Source organism: Paenibacillus sp. FA6 (assembly GCF_051550225.1).
GTDB lineage: Bacteria > Bacillota > Bacilli > Paenibacillales > Paenibacillaceae > Paenibacillus_AQ.
Genome location: NZ_CP188820.1, coordinates 2,166,724 through 2,186,353 on the forward strand (window position 1 = coordinate 2,166,724; position 19,630 = coordinate 2,186,353).

Genomic DNA, 19,630 nt, shown 5'->3' on the forward strand with positions numbered 1-19,630 from the left:
TATATTCAACTCGAATCCCCCCACTAAAACATTAATTATTAGTTTAACAGAATACCTATCATTATAAAAGGAAAACACAGAGTATTAGCCTATGTTATCGACAAAAAATCTAATAAAACTATCATCCTTATCAAACATCATCATTTATCTAAACACGAATGAATGTATCAGAACTACCAATAACGTCCGTGTTCACACATCGATTCATGCCGCTTTACCTAACCATAATTGATCACTATAATTTATGCAAAACCCCATTCCCCAATGATGGAGAACAGGGTTATTTAATATCGATTTAAAGTATTGCTACTTTATTCGGTAACCACTAATTCTTTCTTTGGCATCGAATGCATCGCCCCAACAGTGACATGAGAGATGACGTTATATGTATCCGCTTGATCTAAGCTTGTCTCCAATACATATTTACCTTCACCCGCATGTGCAGCTTCGAGTTCAACATGTTTACCACCCTCAGTTGAAGGAACAAACTCAATTAACACTTTATTTGCATCCGTTACATTTTTATTGTTTTGCGTCACTAGAACCTCAATCATAACCTTATCATTCACTTTAACTTGTTCAGCTTGAATGCTTAATTCAACCATAATAGGCATAAATGATTCCTCATTCCCCATATTCATTCCCTTATGAGTACTTTGATCATTATTGCAGCCAATCATGACAAATAAAGATATCATCACCAACACCAATCCGATTTGATTTCTCAATCTCATATTCTCCCAACCTTTCTAAATACAATTAAATAAGTTCATTTCACTGTATTCTTGGATACTGTGACATTAATCATACTAGCACAAAAAAGCCTCTTCGTCTGCTCTTCAAGCAGTGAATAGGCTTTTCGTGTCGATTTATGAAAGTCTCGCTATAATATCGTGTAACTGTGATAAATGTTCAATCTCAAAATCTGGTGTAATTTCAGGATTAGTCGGTTTCTCTGTTCGATTGATCCACACTGTCTGGATTCCAGCTGCAAGGCCACCACGGATATCTGTCGTTAACTTATCGCCAACCATGAGTGCCTCGTCATTGTTAACATCAAGTATGGATAGTGCGTGATTAAATATAGAAACATCGGGTTTACCTATACCAAAGCTTCCAGAAATCACGATTCCATCGAAATATGGAGCCAATTCCGGAACTCCATCTAACTTCTCTTGTTGTAATGCCGGACAACCATTCGTTAGTAGAAGCAATTTCACATGTCCCTGTAATTCCTTAAGCACAAGAAACGTTTCATCATACAGATGCGGACGAGAACGTCTTTCTGCAGCGAATTGTTCAGATAGTTCAAGAGCTAAATTCACATCATCTATACCCATTTTCATTAGACCATGTTGCCATGCGTCTTTACGGTACACCTTAGCGATCTGTTCTAACTGACGAAATTCCGATTGTTCACCTGCAGTAAAATTTGCCCACAAACCTTCAAAAGGATTGATACCAATCTTCGTTGTGAACGGAAATGTATCATACGATTCATATAATGCCCGCGCTTCACTTCTAACTGCTTCTTCAAGTGCAACATGATCTATTCCCGTAACTTCAGCAGCTCTCTTGCATGTAGCTTCAAAGGACTCCAACACACTGCGTTCATCCCACAGTAGGGTATCATCCAAATCAAAAATGACAGCTTTTATCGACATATCCTAGCTCTCTCCCTCACCCATTACTTTTCAATAGGAATATTGTTATTCTTCGCAAATCGTTCTAAACCTTCACCCATTGCTGTAATATCGTACCGGTTAATCAGACGAGTAAACACCCAATTAGCACCCTTGGCCTTCGGTTCAATGACCACCGACCCACTATTAACTTTAATTTTAGCTATATTGGAAGCAGTTAATGTACGAACCCGACTTAGCTTCGTCGTTTGTACATTATCTTTATTTACTTGTAAGTATGGACGTCGCAAAAACAGCATGACCGCGAGTGCAATATAAGCGATCGTAACAACCCATGTCATTACAGGACTCGTTGGACTCTCTTGATCTGGTATCGTACTCGAAGCCCATCCAAGAAGTCCGTATAATACCGCTAACATGATCAGAACAATAGGAAACACATATTTACGCCCCTTATATGTATCACCATTCACGATTACACCATGTTTTATTATACCTGATTGACCTTGTTTTTTACGTTGCTTATTTAGATCTGTTCGATTCTTTTGAACCATTCTTTCCCAAGAACGTGACATGCTTTAGCCTCCTAATAATGTGGATTATTAAATTCTATCCTTTACAGATTCCGTATCTTCGTCTATGAATTCAATGGAATCCAATTGATCACGAACATTTCTACGAATGTTCTTAAGGTACATTTCACGAAGAGTAACACGTTCTTGTATTTCATCCTCCGTTAAAGCCTCGATTTTCTTTTTACGGGCAAGTTCGTTAATACGTTCTATCACGTTGTCAATATCCATAAAACTGTCCTCCAATCATAAATATCAGTACTAACTTTGACATGATAAAAAGAGCTTGTCAAGGAGTTCACCCCATCAAGCTCTATAGATGTATTGATATTTAATTTACGGGTAGCTTTAGTACCTCTCCAGCCATAATATTACCACTCGTTAATCCATTTAATTGTTTCAGTTTCTTAATATAAACTCGGGTATCTACATTAGTAGGCTTCTCTTGAACAGCAATACTCCAAAGTGTATCTCCATACAGTACGATAACATTCTTCTCGACTCGCTCTTCCCCAGCAGAATTAGCAATGGCGTGAAGCATTCCAGAAGAACCTATAATTATTAATAAGAACATCCAAATAGATATCTTGACAAATGAACGCGGTACCATCGATTTCACTCGATCTCTCCATAAGTATGTATATGTGTTTCTCTCGCTCGTAGTTTTGTAAATACTCTCATAAGTACTGTATCTCAACATAATAACCTCATCTCCCAAACGTTTGTTCTTGTTATTGAATTCACTATAACACGAACACTTGTTTTGTTCAACAGTTTTTAGAACAAACGTTCTGAAATGTTTAGAACTCATGTTTGTACGAACGGTAGTTCTATGTTATAATTTCACAAAGTAACTTTAATGAGGTGGTACAATATGTCTAAGGTATCTAGCCGACAACAAGCAATATTAGAATTCATACGTAGCGAAGTACGCACTAAGGGATATCCACCATCTGTGCGGGAGATCGGCGAAGCGGTTGGATTAGCTTCTAGTTCAACTGTTCATGGACACTTGGATCGTCTTGAGAAGAAGGGTCTCATTCGAAGAGATCCGACTAAACCACGCGCAATTGAGATATTAGGTCATGATGATTCAGAGAATCAACATCAATTCAGTCATACAGTAGCTCGTGTTCCCATTGTTGGAAAGGTTACTGCTGGCGTACCGATTACCGCAACAGAGAATATAGAAGATTATTTCCCTCTACCACAACATTTTGTAGGCGATGAGAAGGTATTCATGCTCAACGTGATGGGAGATAGCATGATTGAAGTCGGAATACATGACGGAGACATGGTCATTGTTCGCCAACAACAGACGGCTAATAATGGTGATATCGTCGTTGCCATGACAGAAGAGGATGAAGCAACGGTCAAGACCTTTTACAAAGAGAAAGACCATATCAGGCTACAACCAGAGAATCCGACATATCCACCTTTACGATTGAATCATGTTACGATCCTTGGTAAAGTCGTTGGTCTCTTCCGTGACATTCACTAGACTCATTTATTGCCATTATTAATTATGATAACTATTTAGAAAAGGATACGGTTGCTTACTATGAACTGTATCCTTTTCTTTGTATAAGGAGAATTTAACATATGAGTAAGATGCTTAAGAAAGAGGCTGAACTTCTGAAGTCTAAGAAGAAAACTATAAAAATCGAATCACCTAAAATCTCTCAAGCGATGACAGATAACTCTTCTTCAACTTTGGATATCCAATCAGAGGATTGTATTGAGCGGGGATTATTTCAAGATTGCTCGATAGATAGTAGAACGCTGGAACGCGTCACCTTCGATGAGGTTGTTTTTAGAAATGTAGACTTTTCTCAATCGACATTCCTGAATCTTGAACTTACCGATGTCATCTTTGATAAATGTGATCTTTCGAATACGGATTTCAGCAATGCAAGCATACACAGAACAGAATTTCGGAATTGTAAACTTATTGGGTTGGATTTATCAGAAGCTACACTTAGAAATGTTCTGTTTCATCACTGTTTAGGGGACTTCACAAATTTTCGATTTTCTAATATGAAACTAGTTAACATGGAAGACTGCTCCCTTTCTAGCTCAGATTATTGTTATTCCACTTTGGACCATGTGAATTTCCTCAGATCTAATCTCGATCAATCTCAATTCTCTGGCTCGAAGCATAAAGGTATAGACTTCAGTACCTGTGAATTTTCTTCCTTAAGTATTAACCTAGAGGATTTAAAGAGTTGCATTATTTCTAAAGAGCAAGCTTATGTATTTGCAGGTTTATTGGGATTGGTGATTAAGGAGTGAGATTAGGCGGTAAGATCAGATGAGACCGTAGAAAAAGTCCACACACATTGGTGTACGATGACGGATTGTCCTTACGATCACTGTTGCCCTCCGATTTCTTGATTTGATTCCGCTATAGAGGTTGAAATCCAATTGCAAGGTGCGATAAGCATATTCACTGTCAATCTCAAATGAATATTGACGCTTATGAAGTATAAGAGAAAGAGGAGAACATAAATAAAGGCGATTTTTTTGTTACCTCACGAGTTCCTTTGAAGTCAAATTCTCAATTTGTTCACACCCTCACTGTCCATTTAATAACTTTATAAATCTATAATATGATACTATATTAATAAGCTATTTAGCATGAGCTAGCAAATACCCTAGCCGATGGGGATCACTTATTTCAGGAGGTACACAATGAGCGATCAAATTTTAACTCAAGTATTAGAGGAACTCCAACAAATGAATTCACAAATAGGAAGTATTGAGAAAGGCCAACAATCTCTTGATGCAGAATTTAAACAAATGAATTCTCGGGTAGGTAGCATTGAGAAAAACCAGCAATCTCTTGGAACAGATATGGAATTCATTAAATCCTATACTGCAGATATCCCGATGATCAGACAAGCCGTGCTTGATACATTGAATATGACGAAGCAAATTGATTCATCTCAGAATAGTTTTGAGCGGAAAGCTACTGTAGATCTAAATACTCATTCTCATAGCATCGATATTCTGAATCGCCGGCAGCTCAAACTTGAAGCCGATCTGGAGAACCTAAAGAATAGATAAGTAGTTAAACCTGAGATTAACCACGTTCAAATGAAATTTCGCCCTTATGGGCTTTTTTTTCACCATAAAAAGACTGTACAAGAGGAATTCCCGGAAGGTTATACCATAACAAAGAAAACCCCCGACGCCTATAGCGTCAAGGGTTTGGATGTTCTAGTACATCGTCATATATTGATCAAGTTCCCACTGGTGAACTCGCGTGCGGTACATATCCCACTCAATTTCTTTCAACTCATAGAAGTAAGCGAGGGCATGATCTCCGAGCGCCGAGGTAATTACTTCACTGCGGAGCATCTCATTCAAAGCTTCCTTCAAATCTGCAGGCAGGCTTGGAATTCCCGCTTCAATCCGCTCTTCTTCTGACATAACGTATATATTGCGGTCAACAGGAGCCGGCAATTCAAGCTCATTCTTGATTCCGTCCAGTCCAGCTTTCAACATAACAGCAAGAGCTAGATATGGGTTAGCTGCTGGATCCGGGTTACGCACTTCCACACGTGTACTAAGACCACGAGATGCAGGAATACGAATCATTGGGCTACGATTGCTACCAGACCAAGCTACATAACATGGAGCTTCGTATCCAGGCACAAGGCGTTTATATGAGTTCACAGTTGAGTTTGTAATGGCTGCAAAAGCACGTGCATGCTTCAGAATACCAGCCATATAGAAACGTGCCGTACTGCTCAATCCTAATTCATCACTCTCATCGTAGAATGCATTCTCTTTGCCTTTGAATAGAGATTGGTGACAGTGCATACCTGAACCACTTACTCCATAAAGCGGCTTAGGCATAAAGGTTGCATGAAGCCCGTGTTCACGTGCGATCGTTTTGACAACCAATTTAAACGTCTGAATCTGATCAGCCGCTTTAATGGCATCTTCGTATTTAAAGTCAATCTCATGTTGTCCAGGTGCAACTTCATGATGTGACGCCTCAACTTCGAAGCCCATTTCTTCAAGAGTCAGAACAATCTCACGTCGGCAGTTCTCACCAAGATCCAAAGGTGCAAGATCGAAATATCCTGCTTTGTCATTTAGCTCCATTGTTGGGTTCCCTTGTGCATCTGTTTTGAACAAGAAAAATTCAGGTTCAGGACCCACTTTCATGGACGAATAACCCATTTCTTCCGCTTCTCTCAAACAACGTTTCAAGATACCACGTGGATCCCCAGCAAATGGAGTTCCGTCAGGCATATAGATATCACAAATTAAACGAGCTACACGCTCTTCTGCTACCCACGGGAATACCACCCAAGTATCAAGATCCGGATATAAATACATATCTGATTCTTCAATCCGCGCATAACCTTCAATGGAAGATCCGTCGAACATCATTAGGTTATCTACAGCCTTCTGCAACTGACTCACAGGAATTTCTACATTCTTAATTGATCCTAGTAGATCAGTAAATTGTAAACGAATAAATCTCACATTCTCTTCCTTAGCCATTTTAAGGATTGCTTCTTTTGTATAACCCACAGTACCCTCGCCCTTCAAAAATAGAATTTTATACATTATTTATCAAGCAGAGACGGCTATGTCATCCTTTTTCAAGGAGTCTAGGCTTCCGATGCTAGCGATACTTCGTATCACTTTGAGCTATCCGTCTCTGCCGAAATATAAGAATTAGAGTATCAAGTGAAACTAATACTTTCTTATGTTTTAAAAAATCGGGATAATTCTCCTTTAATTAAGGACCCTCGAGCCGGTCTCCTATTTTCCGAAAGTTCTTGCTTAAGATCACGATGAAGTTGTGAATCATATAATCCCCCACGTTTAATTCCAGTATCGAGTGTAATAACTGTAGCCTCATCAGATTCCTTCGTAAATGGTCTCATGACTTGCTTCATGCCAGCGATATTAACACCTTTCTCAATAAGCGCCTTAATCTCAAGCAATCTTTCCACGTCATTAAAAGAAAACAACCGTTGATTACCAGATGTACGAGCTGGAACGATCAACTCATGTTGTTCATAGTAACGAATCTGTCGTGCAGATAAATCAGTCAGTTTCATTACGATACCTATTGGGAATAATGCCATATTCCTACGAATATCATCACCCATGATCCATCAACCTTCCAGTGATCTAATATCTATCATTGTACATACCGCATTTTATAGTGTCAATAGAATGTCAGGTAAGCTCACACCAATTTTTTATCGATCATCGTTTGGAGTGCTTTGAGCACCCCGTATTTCACATGGGAATAAGTTAATCCGCCCTGCATATAAGCGATATAAGGCTCTCTAATAGGTGCATCTGCTGATAATTCTAAGCTTCCACCTTGAATAAAGGTACCCGCAGCCATGATAACAGGATGTTCATACCCAGGCATCTCCCATGGTTCAGGAACAACGTAACTATCTACCGCTGCAGCACGCTGAATACCTTGAACAAATGCAATTAAATGCTCTGGTCCTGTAAAAGATATCGCCTGAATGAGGTCCGTTCGCTTCTCATTCCAAGCCGGCTTCGTCACAAATCCAAACTTTTCAAACATAGCCGCGGCAAAAACACTGCCTTTGATAGCCTGTCCTACGATGGTGGGAGCAAGGAATAGACCTTGAAAAATCCCTCGTGTCGTACCCAGCATAGCCCCTACCTCACTACCAATTCCCGGTGCGGTCAGACGATAGGATGCTTGTTCAACATATTTCCTCTTGCCACAAATATATCCACCTGTCTCCGCTATGCCACCACCAGGGTTCTTGATTAAAGATCCTGCTATAAGGTCGGCACCCACATCTGTTGGTTCGTATTCTTCTGTAAATTCTCCATAGCAGTTATCAACGAATACGATCACTTCTGGCTTAATAGCCTTAACACGCCGAACCATTTCCCCGATCTGATCCACCGAGAATGAGGCACGCCAATCATATCCTCTAGAACGTTGGATTCCAATCACTTTTGTTGATGCTGTTATCCCTTTCTCAACAGCTTCCCAATCCACATTTTCGTCCTCTAGTAATGCAGCTTCCCGATAGGTGATTCCGAAATCCAATAACGAACCCAAGCCATCTCCGGCTGCGCCTATGACCTTATGAAGCGTATCATAGGGCCGTCCTGTAATATAAAACAATTCATCACCTGGGCGCAACACACCAAATAAAGCTGTCGAAATAGTATGAGTACCCGATGCAAAATGAGGCCGAACAAGTGCTGCTTCAGCCCCAAATACATCCGCATATACTAAATCTAGAACTTCGCGGCCACGATCATTATAGCCATAACCCGTAGAGCCAGCGAAATGAAAGTCGCTGACTTTATGAGTTTGGAATGCATCAATGACTTTCCACTGATTAAGATCTACTATGCGGTCAACTGCCTGTATCTGATCTTTAATCTGATCTTCCACCGAAATCATATACTGTTCCAATTCTTCCGTAAATCTTGCCATTTCTTTTTCAATTCTCCCTTGCTGTCTTCAGTTACTCTAGTTACATTATTCTAAAGACTCTGTATATTCTTGTAGCAAATAGCCTTCTTTCTCATAATCTGCCTTATGAAGCAGAACCGTGTAGAGGGAATCACTACCGTCGAACTCCTGATTAGTAATCTCACCAACACGGTATAACAGAGATACTAAATCTCCGCGATTTGCAGGAATACGGAAAGTTAAGGTATCCCCCTTCAGAGTCGTCTGGATCGCATCGCGTATCGCTAATAAGTCCGCTTCATCGAACGCACTAATCTTCAAATAGCCTTCACCCGAATTCAGCATTTGCAGTTGTTCCGGTGTACAAGCATCCTTCTTATTATAGAGAACGATCTGTGGTTTGTTCGAAGCGCCTAATTCTACGAGTATAGATTGAACGACAGCCATCTGATCTTCTCTCATCTCGGATGATGCGTCCACCACATGAAGGATCAAAGTAGCCTCATTCACTTCCTCCAACGTAGATCGAAACGCCGCAATGAGATCATGGGGTAAATTCTGAATGAATCCCACGGTATCCGTAAGTACGACTTCCTTACCTGTAGGTAGTTCTAATACACGTGAGGTAGGATCTAACGTAGCGAACAGTTGGTCTTGAATATATACGTCAGCGTCCGTTAATTGTTTGAGCAAGGTAGATTTACCCGCGTTGGTATAACCAACAAGCGCGACTTGAACCACTTCGCTTTTCTTTCTACGTTCGCGATACAGCTTGCGATGACGAGTAATCTCATCTAATTGATGCTTCAGATCATCTACACGACCTCGAATATGGCGTCTATCCGTTTCTAGCTTGCTTTCTCCCGGTCCTCTAGTCCCAATACCGCCACCCAGACGTGAAAGATTCTGCCCCTGTCCAGATAGACGTGGCAGTAGATAAGTTAACTGTGCCAGTTCAACTTGAATAATACCCTCACGCGTATTCGCTCTTTGGGCAAAAATATCAAGTATCAACTGCGTCCTATCGATAATCTTAGCATCTAACATTTCTTCTAAATGCCGAACCTGTGCTCCCGATAGCTCATGGTCAAATATAGCCGTATTCGCTTCATTTTCCTCCATAATCATTCGAAGTTCTTCTACTTTACCTTTACCGATAAAAAATTTAGGATCCTTTTTGGCAAGATTCTGCCTTAGGGAATCCACAACTTCTACACCTGCTGTTTCAGCTAATTGAATTAATTCATGTAGAGAATGGTCTGGGTCGATTCCTTTTCTTTTTACCTCATCTGTCACTAGACTTACTAGGACTGCACGATCTTGTATTTCCGCTTCTGTATCAAACGTGATGGAGTTTGCCATAAATTCAATTGCCCCTTTATCTGCTAAATCATATATTGAACCTGAAATCTTCCGTACGTAGAGTCATCAGTTCTTGCTTGCCTGGGTTGCTGTTCTCATATTGATTCAGCAGCCTTACGGCATGATTTCGAATCGACTTCTCAATCATATTTCGTACATATCTTGCATTACTAAACGCATGTAAGCCTTCCGTCTTCTCTTGTACAATATGTTGCCTTAATTTAAGTATCGCCTGCGGCATTAAAATATAGTCTCTATCTTTTGCCATAAGCTCCGAGATCTGAATGAGTTGATCAACCGAATAATCGGAGAAATCGACCTGAATTGGGAATCTTGAAGGAAGCCCAGGATTGGTCTGAAGAAAATAATCCATCTCATCGCAATAACCAGCGAGTATCAATATGAACTGATTCTTATGATCCTCCATCGCTTTCACCAATGTATCAATGGCCTCTTTACCGAAATCTTTTTCCCCACCACGAGCCAAGCTATACGCCTCATCAATGAAAAGAATGCCGCCTAATGCTTTTTTCACAAGATCTCTCGTCTTCTGAGCCGTATGACCAATGTATTCACCCACTAAATCCGCACGCTCGACTTCGATTAAATGCCCCTTGGTTAGCACACCCATCTTCTGAAATAGTTTAGCAATAATTCTCGCAACTGTTGTCTTTCCTGTTCCGGGGTTACCTTTAAATATCATATGATAGACTTGAGAACCACTTGCCAATCCTGCATCTGCACGCATTACCGCGACCTGAAGCAACGCATAAATTTCAAAAACCAGCTCTTTGATGTTATCCAAGCCCACAAGTTGTTCCAGATCTCGCTGAATCTCTTGGAATAACCCCTGCTCAGGAGTCCCTTTAAGAACCTTGGGGTTCTCATGTTCAGACACCACTTTGGACAGCACAGGTGCATCCTGGCTACGTAAAACAACATTGATTTGTCTAGATGGTCTGCCATCAGCCTTGCCGTTTGAAGCGACGACACGCCCGCTCATGCATCCATCACCTCATTATCTACTGGGATGATATCTCTATTCAATGTATTCTACTTTACGTGGGGTTATTAACAGTTTCGAGCGATTTAAACCCAAGTCTCAGCAAACATTCGTCTAACTTCCACTTCGAATATGCCAGAATTTCTCTGCTCTTATGATAAGGCATCGAAAGAACCTTCGAATCAGTCGTTGACAGCAATGGATGAGCGTAATCCAAAAACTTCGCTATTTCTAGCGAACGCATCCCATGATATGTATGTGTAATAATGATAGCGGAGGTCCATCCACGCTGTTCCATAATAAGTTGGCTGAACTGCAAATTCTCCAATGTACTCGTTGCCTCATTTTCCATGACAATGACTTCATCGGATACGCCATGATCCAGTAAATACTGGCGCATACCTTCAGCTTCAGTGAAATTGAACTCAGGTTGGTCCAGTCCCCCACTTACAATAAACTGCTCAAACTTTCCTTCATTATACTGTTTCAGTCCATGATCCAATCTTTCCTTAAGACTAGGGCTCGGCACATCGCCCCACATGGAAGACCCAAGAATGATTCCGACTTCCGCAGGTTGACTCGCATCAGATGAATGCACAGAATTAATCTTCCACAATACATAGCCTGACCACATTAGAATCAAGAGGAAGATTATCACAATCATGACTAAGATCCTCTTAAGCACATTAACATTTCTACTATGATTCCGAATCATGAATTCCTCCTGAACTCATCGTTCTCAAACAATTGTTTACGATGTTCTAATGACATCAAGAAGTAAGGAAACTTCTTGTTGTTAATATTATCCATCAGATTATTCGCAGTTGACACAGCTAATTGATAGTCCTCTTGCGTAATAACATTTCGATGTATTGCATCATCCAACTCATCTTCATCTAGAAGAAACACTTCACCATTTCGAAGCACGACAACATCTAAATACAAATCATCAAACCAAGGTACGCCTTGATCTGTCACTCCCTGTATTTTGCATGTATCAATATACCATTGAATAATTTCTTCCCGCTCATCAAACATAGCAGTGACGATGTAATGGCTGTTCTTGGGATAGTATTGTAACCAAGAATATCCCTTATCCGCAATCCGATACGTGTGATTGCCATACGTTTTCCATAGCGGTTCTTTTAGATTATAAATTGTATACAACGTAATATAGCCTGTAAACCTGTCGGATTCTACATACCGGCAGGTAAAGCGGCGGCGTGAGATTCTTCGCCAGTTCGCACGATCTCCAAATTTACGTTTCATGGAAATTACCCTCTCCAACTATGTTAGCTACAGCTTAACACATTTGTGAATCACACTCAAAAAGAACAACACTGTTCAAAATACCTCTTTTATTCACGGAATATCAAGCCAAATCCAGTCACATTTAGTTAGATATTCCGACAGTAATAACTTAATTATACAGCATAACATCATATATCCCACTCTGAAAAGAAAAAATCCTGACGGAAACCTTACCGTCAGGATCATGTGTCACTATTTTCATATGACTTTACATTCAGTGCGAGTTCAAAAAGTCAGGTTTTCAGCACCGAGAAGATTGGATGAAGCTAGGTACTGAGGAGCGGAGCGTAGGCAATACCTACGTGAGCACCGGAAGGGCCGGCTGAATTCAATCTTCGATGCCGATTAGGCCTCTTGGTATACTTCGTGATCAAAAGATGACTTTTTGAACTTCCTCTTATGGAGTTGTAGTCTCTGGAATCACGTTATCACCTATGGTGGTATCACTTTCCGGATCTTGAGGTATCGTTTCATCCGGCCCTCCACCTTCCGGTTCGACAGGAGTTACGTCCTCAACGGGCGGAGTTATCTCCCCCCCATTCCCAGGTGGCGTTATGCCGCCAGGACCACCGTTACCATTACCGTTGTTACCATTACCGTTACCATTACCGTTGTTACCATTACCGTTACCATTGCCATTGCCATTGCCATTACCGTTGCCATTACCGTTATCTGGTTGTTGATCAACGTCTGGCAGCTCTGGCAGCTCCTCGACAGGTTCTTCAGGTGTTGTCATGATCTGAACAACATTAGATTTTTCTGATTCTATGTTCTCATCTGTGAGATATGCTGTAACGTAATATTCGTAAGAAAGCCCTTCTATCGTATCCATATCCTCTACATTAGTTAAAGAAGTGGCATCCACTACAATTCTAAATTCTGTCTCAGAAGATTCTTTACGGTACAAACGATATTGAATATTACTACCTTCTACACCATTCCAATTTAGCGATACAATCTGTATATTCGGATCATATGAGCCATTTAATCCTGTAACCACCGGAGCCAACTCTGGTTCAGGTTCGGGTATTGGCTGTTCCACCTTTTCAGGAGCCGGGAAGCTTAACGGATCAAACCCTTGTACCGCCTGCTCCATCACCTTACCCCAGAAAGTTGCAGCAAGCGAACTGCTCTTCTTGAGCATGTGTGTTGCATTAGGTTGGTCATATCCCATCCACACTGCTGCAGTGAGTTCAGGTGTGTAACCTACAAACCACACATCACGGTTACCACTATTCCCCTTAATACCACTCTGAGTTGTGCCTGTTTTTCCTGCAACCGGTCTACTTATTGCTGCTTTTTTACCCGTACCACTAACTACAACATTCTGCATCATTTCTGTCATTTGATAAGAAGTATCCTTACTCATCACTTCTTTACCATTCTGCTTACGCTCATATTTAACTTTATCATTACTATCCTTAATCACTTTGATTGAATAAGCTTCATTCAAAATACCACCATTTGCGAATGCGCTAAAAGCCTGAGTCATTTCTAGCGTATTGGTACCTGAATTAAGACCACCCAGTGCTAATGACAAGTTCTTATCTTCTGGCTCTAACTTAATACCTAATTTCTGTGCGAACTTAAATCCGGTATTCACACCAATTTCATTCAATAACCACACTGCTGGAATATTCTCAGATTTCTGAATCGCATCTGGCATACTAATGGTATCTGAATATCCATGTAAGTTACCCGGACAATACTTGCCGAAACATTGCTTCTTATTGCTCAGAAGTGAAGAACTCTTAAACCCTGATTCTAACGCTGGTGCATAAGAGACTATCGGTTTAAATGCTGATCCTGGCTGTCTTCGGCTACCAGTAACCCGACTAAATCCCTTTCGTTCATAATCTCTACCACCCATGAGAGCCACGATAGCCCCACTCTGATTATTCATAATAACCATAGAAGCCTGCACCTGAATATCATCCGAACTCTTCTCGAAATTATCATTATCGGCGAATTCCTTTTCAATAACCTTCTGCGAATTCGTGTCCATTGTCGTATAAATCTTATATCCACCGACGTTCAGGTCATCTTGTGTTAATCCCGTCATTTCTTCAGCCTCACTCATCACATAATCAATGAAGGCTAAATACTGTTGCTTCTTCGCAGGAGGAGTATAGTCATAGACTACTACCTTCGCTTCTTCTCGCTCTGCACTCGTAATAAATCCTTGCTCCTCCATCAACTGTAACACTACAGAACGACGCTCCATAGAGAATTCTGGATTTCGTAAAGGATTATATTTCGTAGGTCCTTTTGGCATGGCCGCCAATGTTGCCATCTGCCAGATCTCTAATTTATTTAAATCCTTCTGACCGAAATAGTACTCTGATGCAGCCTTGATACCATATCTTTGCCCACCGAAATTGATCCGATTTAGATACATCGTAATAATCTCATCTTTAGACATTTTACGTTCTAGCGTCATCGCAATCGACATTTCGGTTGCTTTACGAAAGAATGTCTTCTCACGTGTCAGAAATATATTTTTGGCGAGCTGCTGAGTAATCGTACTACCACCCTCAACCATAGATCTTGCCATAATATCTTTCACTGCTGCACGGCCAATGGACCAAATGTCCACTCCACTATGCTCCATGAAACGTTTATCCTCCGTCGCGATAAAGGCATCCTTCAATAGCTGAGGTATTTGATCACTCTCAACAGGATCGCTTTGCTGAATAGATAATTCATACATCAAGTTCCCGTTACGATCATACAATTTCGAGCTTTCATTCGGGATAAGCTTATCCTTATTTTCCATATATAACTTTTCACCACTTAAGGTGATATATAGAAATCCTGCCAATGCGCAAAACACTGCAATGGCTATCGTAAAAAACAAACTCCAAAAAATCTTCTTCTTAGATATCTTTCTCTTGTTCTTGTTCTTCTTGGGCTGATCTGTATTTGTATTCGCCCTAGTAGGTCGTTTATGAACCATTGTAATCCCCCCTGACTCCTTCAATATAGAACCGGAATGAAAAGAACAACCCTTAATAGGTTGTTCATGTCTATTTCCTATTCATTTAAACGTAATAACACTCCAAAAGGTTTCACAATGACTTATCCCACCGTGGGAGGTTCTTGCATCAATGAAACATTACGTTGCGGTGTAATCGTTGATATCGCATGTTTGAACAGCATTTGTTGACGACCTTCACTATCCACAACAACCGTGAAATTATCGAATGCTTTGATCGTACCTCTGATTTGAAAACCGTTAACCAAAAATATGGTAACAGAAATGCTCTCTTTACGTAGTTGATTTAGAAAAGTATCTTGGATGTTGATGGATTTGTTCATAAAACGTTCCCCCAATGTTTCATTTATTTTTCTTTGTTAACTATTCTGTATTTGAAAGAAGCTTTCCTGCTATTATATCATGGATCTGAGCGAAGTTCTCGGAAAAGTTTTCTTTGTCCGTCACATCTACCCAGGATATATCCTTCATATGCCGGAACCAAGACAACTGCCTCTTAGCAAACCTCCGCGTATCCCGTTTCAATAACGTGATCGTTTCTTCCCATGTCAACTCACCCTCTAGGAAAGAAATGATTTCTTTATAGCCCAGTCCTTGCATGGAGATCAGACTCTTGTCATAACCTTTATTCATTAAGTCAGTCACTTCGGCTACCAAACCTTGTTCGATCATCTGGTCGATGCGCGCTTCAATTCGTTTATATAGTATTTGCCTATCCATTGTCAAACCAATGATGCTTAAATCATAGGGAGACTCTTTCGTTTGGGCGGCCATTTGCGCAGATAGTGTCGTATTTGTTAAATGATGAATTTCCAATGCACGAATAACTCTACGTTGATCATTCATATGCAATCTTTGAGCACTGATGGGATCTACAAGCTTTAATCGATCATGTAATGCCTCCGCACCGTAGCTTTCTGCATATTTAAGCTGCTCACTACGAAATACCTCGTCAGCGCCAACGTCAGTAAACTGAAACCCATAACAGACAGACTCTATATACAGGCCCGTACCTCCAACGATAAAAGGAATACGCCCCCGACCATGGATTTCTCCAATGAGACGATGGCACTGCTCTTGAAATTCCGCGACCGAATAAGCCTTATCTGGATCGTGGATATCTATTAAATGATGCGGAATGCCTTCCATTTCTTCTACGGATATTTTGGCAGTACCTATATCCATCTGACGATATACCTGCATTGAATCACCCGATATAATCTCACATCCGAATAATTTAGCTAATTCAATACTCATCTTTGTCTTGCCGACAGCGGTTGGGCCTAGCAGCACCATTAAAGATGGTTTAGTTTCAGTTGTCAAGGAATATCACTCCATACGTGATTTTTGAATGGTTACGCTCTAACATTCGGAAGCCGAGTCGTGCAAATTCAGGACTGCCCCATTTCTCTTTAAGCATGACAGTCTTTCTAGCCACTCGGACAGCTTCTTGTATACTATCTAAACTCAGTGCGTCCCCATTTGCAAATTCTCGTAAAGGATTGATCGCTGCCGAATCCATCAGTGGTTCACGAAACATAGGATCAAAGTATACGATATCTACACTATCATCTGGCATTTCCCGCAGAATATCCAGATGATGTCCATGTTTCACTTCTATCCTGCGCATCGCCTGGTTGACCGTCTCCAGACCTGTTACATAATGACCGAATCCTTCTTTCAACAATACAGCCATATCGATCGAGCTCTCTATTGCTGTCACATGACCCTCGGATCCAGCCTTCACTGCAAATACGAGCGAATCGCTTCCAAGCCCAGCTGTGCAATCAAGGACCGAATCGCCTGCTTGCATCCCTGCCGCATCTAACATGGGATCAGGGTCTCCCTTTAGTACCCGCTTCGCCCGTACATAACCCATACTCGGATGATACTCTATCGAAGAACCATCTGGTCTAACTAATCTCGCTCCACCCTCTAACACTACTAATGCTACAGCTTCACCTGATCTTTCCATCAGTTTAGTTAACGAGGTTGACTCACGCGGCACATATGTAAAACCTGTATCCACCGCTATAGTCTCTGCACGTTTGACCCATTGTTGTGCGGCCGCGTTTCCTGTCGTAATAATCATTATGTTCTCCTATCTTCTGTAAAAATAATCCTTCAACACCCTATATTGGCTACATTACACGTTTAAATAACTTCTCTAGATCATAAGTGGAGAACGAAATAACAATAGGTCGTCCATGAGGGCAAGTGTAAGGTTGCTTGCAAGCAGCCAATCGCTCTAAGAGAGTATCGGACTCTAATGCTGTCAGCCTCTGATTCGCTTTAATCGAAGCCTTACAAGAGCATAGAACAGATGATTTCTCTCTTAACTTGGCCAGATCAATCATGCGTTCACTAAGAACCCACTCTGCCATCTCTTCAATAATTTCCTGCTCTTCTCCCTTAGGGAACCAGTAGGGATGTGATCTCACCCGAAAGGTTTGCCCTCCGAAAGGTTCTAAATAAACCCCTACCTGTTCGAACCAATTCAGCTTTTGTTTCAATTGCTCAGACTCCGAGGGCGTAAATTCTAACGTTATCGGTAGTAATAGCTCCTGCGAAGCATCGTCAGGACGACCAAATTGTTCATAATAAAATTCATAATTAATTCGTTCATGTGCTGCATGTTGATCGATCAAATAAAGCCCATCTTCATTCTGAGCGATTAAGTAGGTTCCATGATGCTGACCAATAAGAGTTAATTCAGGAAATGGAGGAAGTTCTGGCGAACCACCTGCAGGTGCAGCATAGACTTCCGGGTTGAAGGGCTTATTCTTCACCTCTGAAGGTCGGTAACCCATTTCCTTATTTGCTCCATAATTCTGATCATTACGTTCTCTCATAGGGGAGCTCACATCTGGGCGAACAGCCCATTCAGATCCAGAATTCATAGATGCAAGAGGCTTAGCAGGTAGTCGTTCCACTTGACCACTTAAACCTTGCCCCGCACTCGCACTAGACTGATCCTTCATGAACCGGAACTGCTCTTGAATAAAGGATGAGCCCGTATTACCAATAGGGTGCTTCACAGGCTGTGGAATGAGCACCTGTTGACGTAACACAGCATAAATTGCTTGTTCTACGAAAGGGTACAATTCATTTTCTTTACTGAAACGCACCTCTAACTTCGCTGGATGTACATTCACATCCACGATGGAAGGATGCATCGTTAGAGAAAGAATAGCTAGTGGGTAGCGGTTGATCGGTAATAACGTATGATAGGCTCTCATGATTGCTTGGTTCAGTCCATAACTACGAATATATCGACCATTCACAATTGTTGAAATCCCGTTCCGATTCGATCGCGTCCATTCCGGACGACTAACATATCCTTGCAAACTGAAATCATTATCTTCTACTTGCAACGGAAGCATCGCCTTCGCAGCCTGTGTTCCGTATATTGCGGCAATCACCTGTAACAGATCCCCATTGCCTACGGTTTGTAATAATGTATTCTCATTATGTCTCAATATAATACCGATCTCAGGATGAGATAAGGCGATGCGGTACATATAGTCAGAAATATGACCTAGTTCTGTCTGAATGGTTTTCATATATTTAAGCCTTGCCGGTGTGTTATAGAATAATTCTTTCACGACAAAAGAAGTCCCCCGAGATGAGGCTGTATCTTCGTTTCCTATTAGCTTTCCGCCTTCAATAACTAGCTTGCGGCCCAGTCCATCCTCATTGCTCGAAGTGGTTAGCGTCAACTTAGATACGGCTGCGATACTCGCCAATGCTTCACCTCTGAATCCTAGACTAGTAATGTTAAAAAGATCGCGTCCATTTGATATTTTGCTTGTCGCATGGCGATAAAAGGCTGCTTCACAATCATCTGGTTCAATACCTGACCCGTTATCCATCACGCGAATGCTTTGAAGTCCACCTTCTTCTATAACAACCTCAATCTTGGTGCTTCCTGCATCAATAGCATTCTCCACTAGCTCTTTAACAACGGAGGCAGGTCGCTCCACAACTTCACCTGCGGCAATCTGATTGGCAATGTGCTCGTCCAATACATGAATTTTGGCCATGGCTATTCCCTCTCTCGTACAAAAATATAGTTCTTGAAAAACAGAAGTGTAGAATGACCGCTTCGCTGACGGATTGTCCTTACGATCGCTGTTGCCCTCCGATTCCTTGATTATATACCGCATAGCGGTAGAAATCCGATGGCAAAGCATATGCTTCCGAAGTAGCTTTCCTATGGAAAGCTTGTAGGCGAACGCTATCGCTTCTTCAGAACAATTCCGTCACCTGCGCTACGTTCTTTTCATAAACCACTTT

General features: G+C 41.2%; 20 protein-coding genes. 3 read left to right on the forward strand and 17 right to left on the reverse strand.

Translation table 11 applies throughout. From position 1 onward, the window contains the following. Positions 1-311 precede the first annotated feature (311 nt). The 5 genes from ACP8HI_RS10080 to ACP8HI_RS10100 form a co-directional block, all read right to left on the reverse strand. Positions 312-728, reverse strand: a complete 417-nt coding sequence (locus tag ACP8HI_RS10080; RefSeq protein ID WP_438350957.1) for a FixH family protein — start codon at positions 726-728, stop codon at positions 312-314. A 141-nt stretch (positions 729-869) separates the two neighbouring features. Continuing rightward, entirely contained in the window at positions 870-1,664 is a 795-nt protein-coding gene (locus ACP8HI_RS10085) for an HAD family hydrolase (RefSeq protein ID WP_438350958.1), read from the reverse strand. Positions 1,665-1,687: 23 nt separating this feature from the next. Beyond that, on the reverse strand, positions 1,688-2,218 hold the full coding sequence (locus tag ACP8HI_RS10090) for a hypothetical protein (protein ID WP_438350959.1): 531 nt from the start codon (positions 2,216-2,218) through the stop codon (positions 1,688-1,690). A gap of 27 nt (positions 2,219-2,245) precedes the next feature. Next, positions 2,246-2,446, reverse strand: coding sequence for a DUF896 domain-containing protein (locus ACP8HI_RS10095; protein ID WP_438350960.1), 201 nt, complete (start codon positions 2,444-2,446; stop codon positions 2,246-2,248). 100 nt (positions 2,447-2,546) lie between these two features. Continuing rightward, positions 2,547-2,834, reverse strand: coding sequence for a LysM peptidoglycan-binding domain-containing protein (locus ACP8HI_RS10100; protein ID WP_438350961.1), 288 nt, complete (start codon positions 2,832-2,834; stop codon positions 2,547-2,549). Between the two features lie 255 nt (positions 2,835-3,089). On the opposite strand from ACP8HI_RS10100, the gene lexA reads away from it, so the two are divergent. The 3 genes from lexA (at position 3,090) to ACP8HI_RS10115 (ending at position 5,281) form a co-directional block, all read left to right on the forward strand. Next, positions 3,090-3,716 (forward strand): transcriptional repressor LexA, encoded by a 627-nt coding sequence (lexA, locus tag ACP8HI_RS10105; protein WP_438350962.1) that lies wholly within the window; start codon positions 3,090-3,092, stop codon positions 3,714-3,716. A 101-nt stretch (positions 3,717-3,817) separates the two neighbouring features. Next, the gene (locus ACP8HI_RS10110; protein ID WP_438350963.1) at positions 3,818-4,507 is read left to right on the forward strand and encodes a pentapeptide repeat-containing protein; all 690 of its coding nucleotides are present in this window, start codon (positions 3,818-3,820) and stop codon (positions 4,505-4,507) included. A gap of 399 nt (positions 4,508-4,906) precedes the next feature. Next, positions 4,907-5,281 carry a hypothetical protein gene (locus tag ACP8HI_RS10115; protein WP_438350964.1) on the forward strand — a complete coding sequence of 125 codons (375 nt, stop codon included), beginning with the start codon at positions 4,907-4,909 and terminating at the stop codon, positions 5,279-5,281. Positions 5,282-5,434: 153 nt separating this feature from the next. Here ACP8HI_RS10115 and glnA read toward each other — a convergent pair whose 3' ends face one another. The 12 genes from glnA to mutL all read right to left on the reverse strand — a co-directional run bounded on the left by glnA (position 5,435) and on the right by mutL (position 19,377). Beyond that, the gene (glnA, locus tag ACP8HI_RS10120; protein ID WP_438351770.1) at positions 5,435-6,763 is read right to left on the reverse strand and encodes a type I glutamate--ammonia ligase; all 1,329 of its coding nucleotides are present in this window, start codon (positions 6,761-6,763) and stop codon (positions 5,435-5,437) included. 176 nt (positions 6,764-6,939) lie between these two features. Beyond that, positions 6,940-7,350 carry a MerR family transcriptional regulator gene (locus tag ACP8HI_RS10125; RefSeq protein WP_438350965.1) on the reverse strand — a complete coding sequence of 137 codons (411 nt, stop codon included), beginning with the start codon at positions 7,348-7,350 and terminating at the stop codon, positions 6,940-6,942. Between the two features lie 80 nt (positions 7,351-7,430). Further along, positions 7,431-8,684: an aminotransferase class I/II-fold pyridoxal phosphate-dependent enzyme gene (locus tag ACP8HI_RS10130; protein WP_438350966.1), complete on the reverse strand. Its 1,254-nt coding sequence runs from the start codon at positions 8,682-8,684 to the stop codon at positions 7,431-7,433. Between the two features lie 45 nt (positions 8,685-8,729). After that, complete coding sequence (gene hflX, locus ACP8HI_RS10135) at positions 8,730-10,025, reverse strand: GTPase HflX (RefSeq protein WP_438350967.1); 1,296 nt, start codon at positions 10,023-10,025, stop codon at positions 8,730-8,732. Positions 10,026-10,053: 28 nt separating this feature from the next. Further along, positions 10,054-11,028, reverse strand: a complete 975-nt coding sequence (locus ACP8HI_RS10140) for an AAA family ATPase (protein ID WP_438350968.1) — start codon at positions 11,026-11,028, stop codon at positions 10,054-10,056. Between the two features lie 55 nt (positions 11,029-11,083). Continuing rightward, a complete protein-coding gene (locus ACP8HI_RS10145) occupies positions 11,084-11,743 on the reverse strand; it encodes a YdcF family protein (RefSeq protein ID WP_438350969.1) in 660 nt (219 codons plus the stop codon). Further along, the gene (locus tag ACP8HI_RS10150) at positions 11,740-12,297 is read right to left on the reverse strand and encodes a DUF402 domain-containing protein (protein WP_438350970.1); all 558 of its coding nucleotides are present in this window, start codon (positions 12,295-12,297) and stop codon (positions 11,740-11,742) included. The genes ACP8HI_RS10145 and ACP8HI_RS10150 overlap by 4 nt, the downstream gene beginning before the upstream one ends. A 439-nt stretch (positions 12,298-12,736) precedes the next feature. Continuing rightward, on the reverse strand, positions 12,737-15,295 hold the full coding sequence (locus ACP8HI_RS10155; RefSeq protein ID WP_438350971.1) for a PBP1A family penicillin-binding protein: 2,559 nt from the start codon (positions 15,293-15,295) through the stop codon (positions 12,737-12,739). Between the two features lie 122 nt (positions 15,296-15,417). After that, on the reverse strand, positions 15,418-15,657 hold the full coding sequence (hfq, locus tag ACP8HI_RS10160) for an RNA chaperone Hfq (protein ID WP_438350972.1): 240 nt from the start codon (positions 15,655-15,657) through the stop codon (positions 15,418-15,420). A gap of 40 nt (positions 15,658-15,697) precedes the next feature. Further along, a complete protein-coding gene (gene miaA / locus ACP8HI_RS10165; RefSeq protein ID WP_438350973.1) occupies positions 15,698-16,657 on the reverse strand; it encodes a tRNA (adenosine(37)-N6)-dimethylallyltransferase MiaA in 960 nt (319 codons plus the stop codon). Further along, the gene (locus ACP8HI_RS10170; RefSeq protein WP_438350974.1) at positions 16,647-17,426 is read right to left on the reverse strand and encodes a class I SAM-dependent methyltransferase; all 780 of its coding nucleotides are present in this window, start codon (positions 17,424-17,426) and stop codon (positions 16,647-16,649) included. Before ACP8HI_RS10170 ends, miaA begins: the two co-directional genes overlap by 11 nt. A 49-nt stretch (positions 17,427-17,475) precedes the next feature. Next, positions 17,476-19,377 carry a DNA mismatch repair endonuclease MutL gene (gene mutL / locus ACP8HI_RS10175; protein WP_438350975.1) on the reverse strand — a complete coding sequence of 634 codons (1,902 nt, stop codon included), beginning with the start codon at positions 19,375-19,377 and terminating at the stop codon, positions 17,476-17,478. Positions 19,378-19,630: the final 253 nt, after the last annotated feature.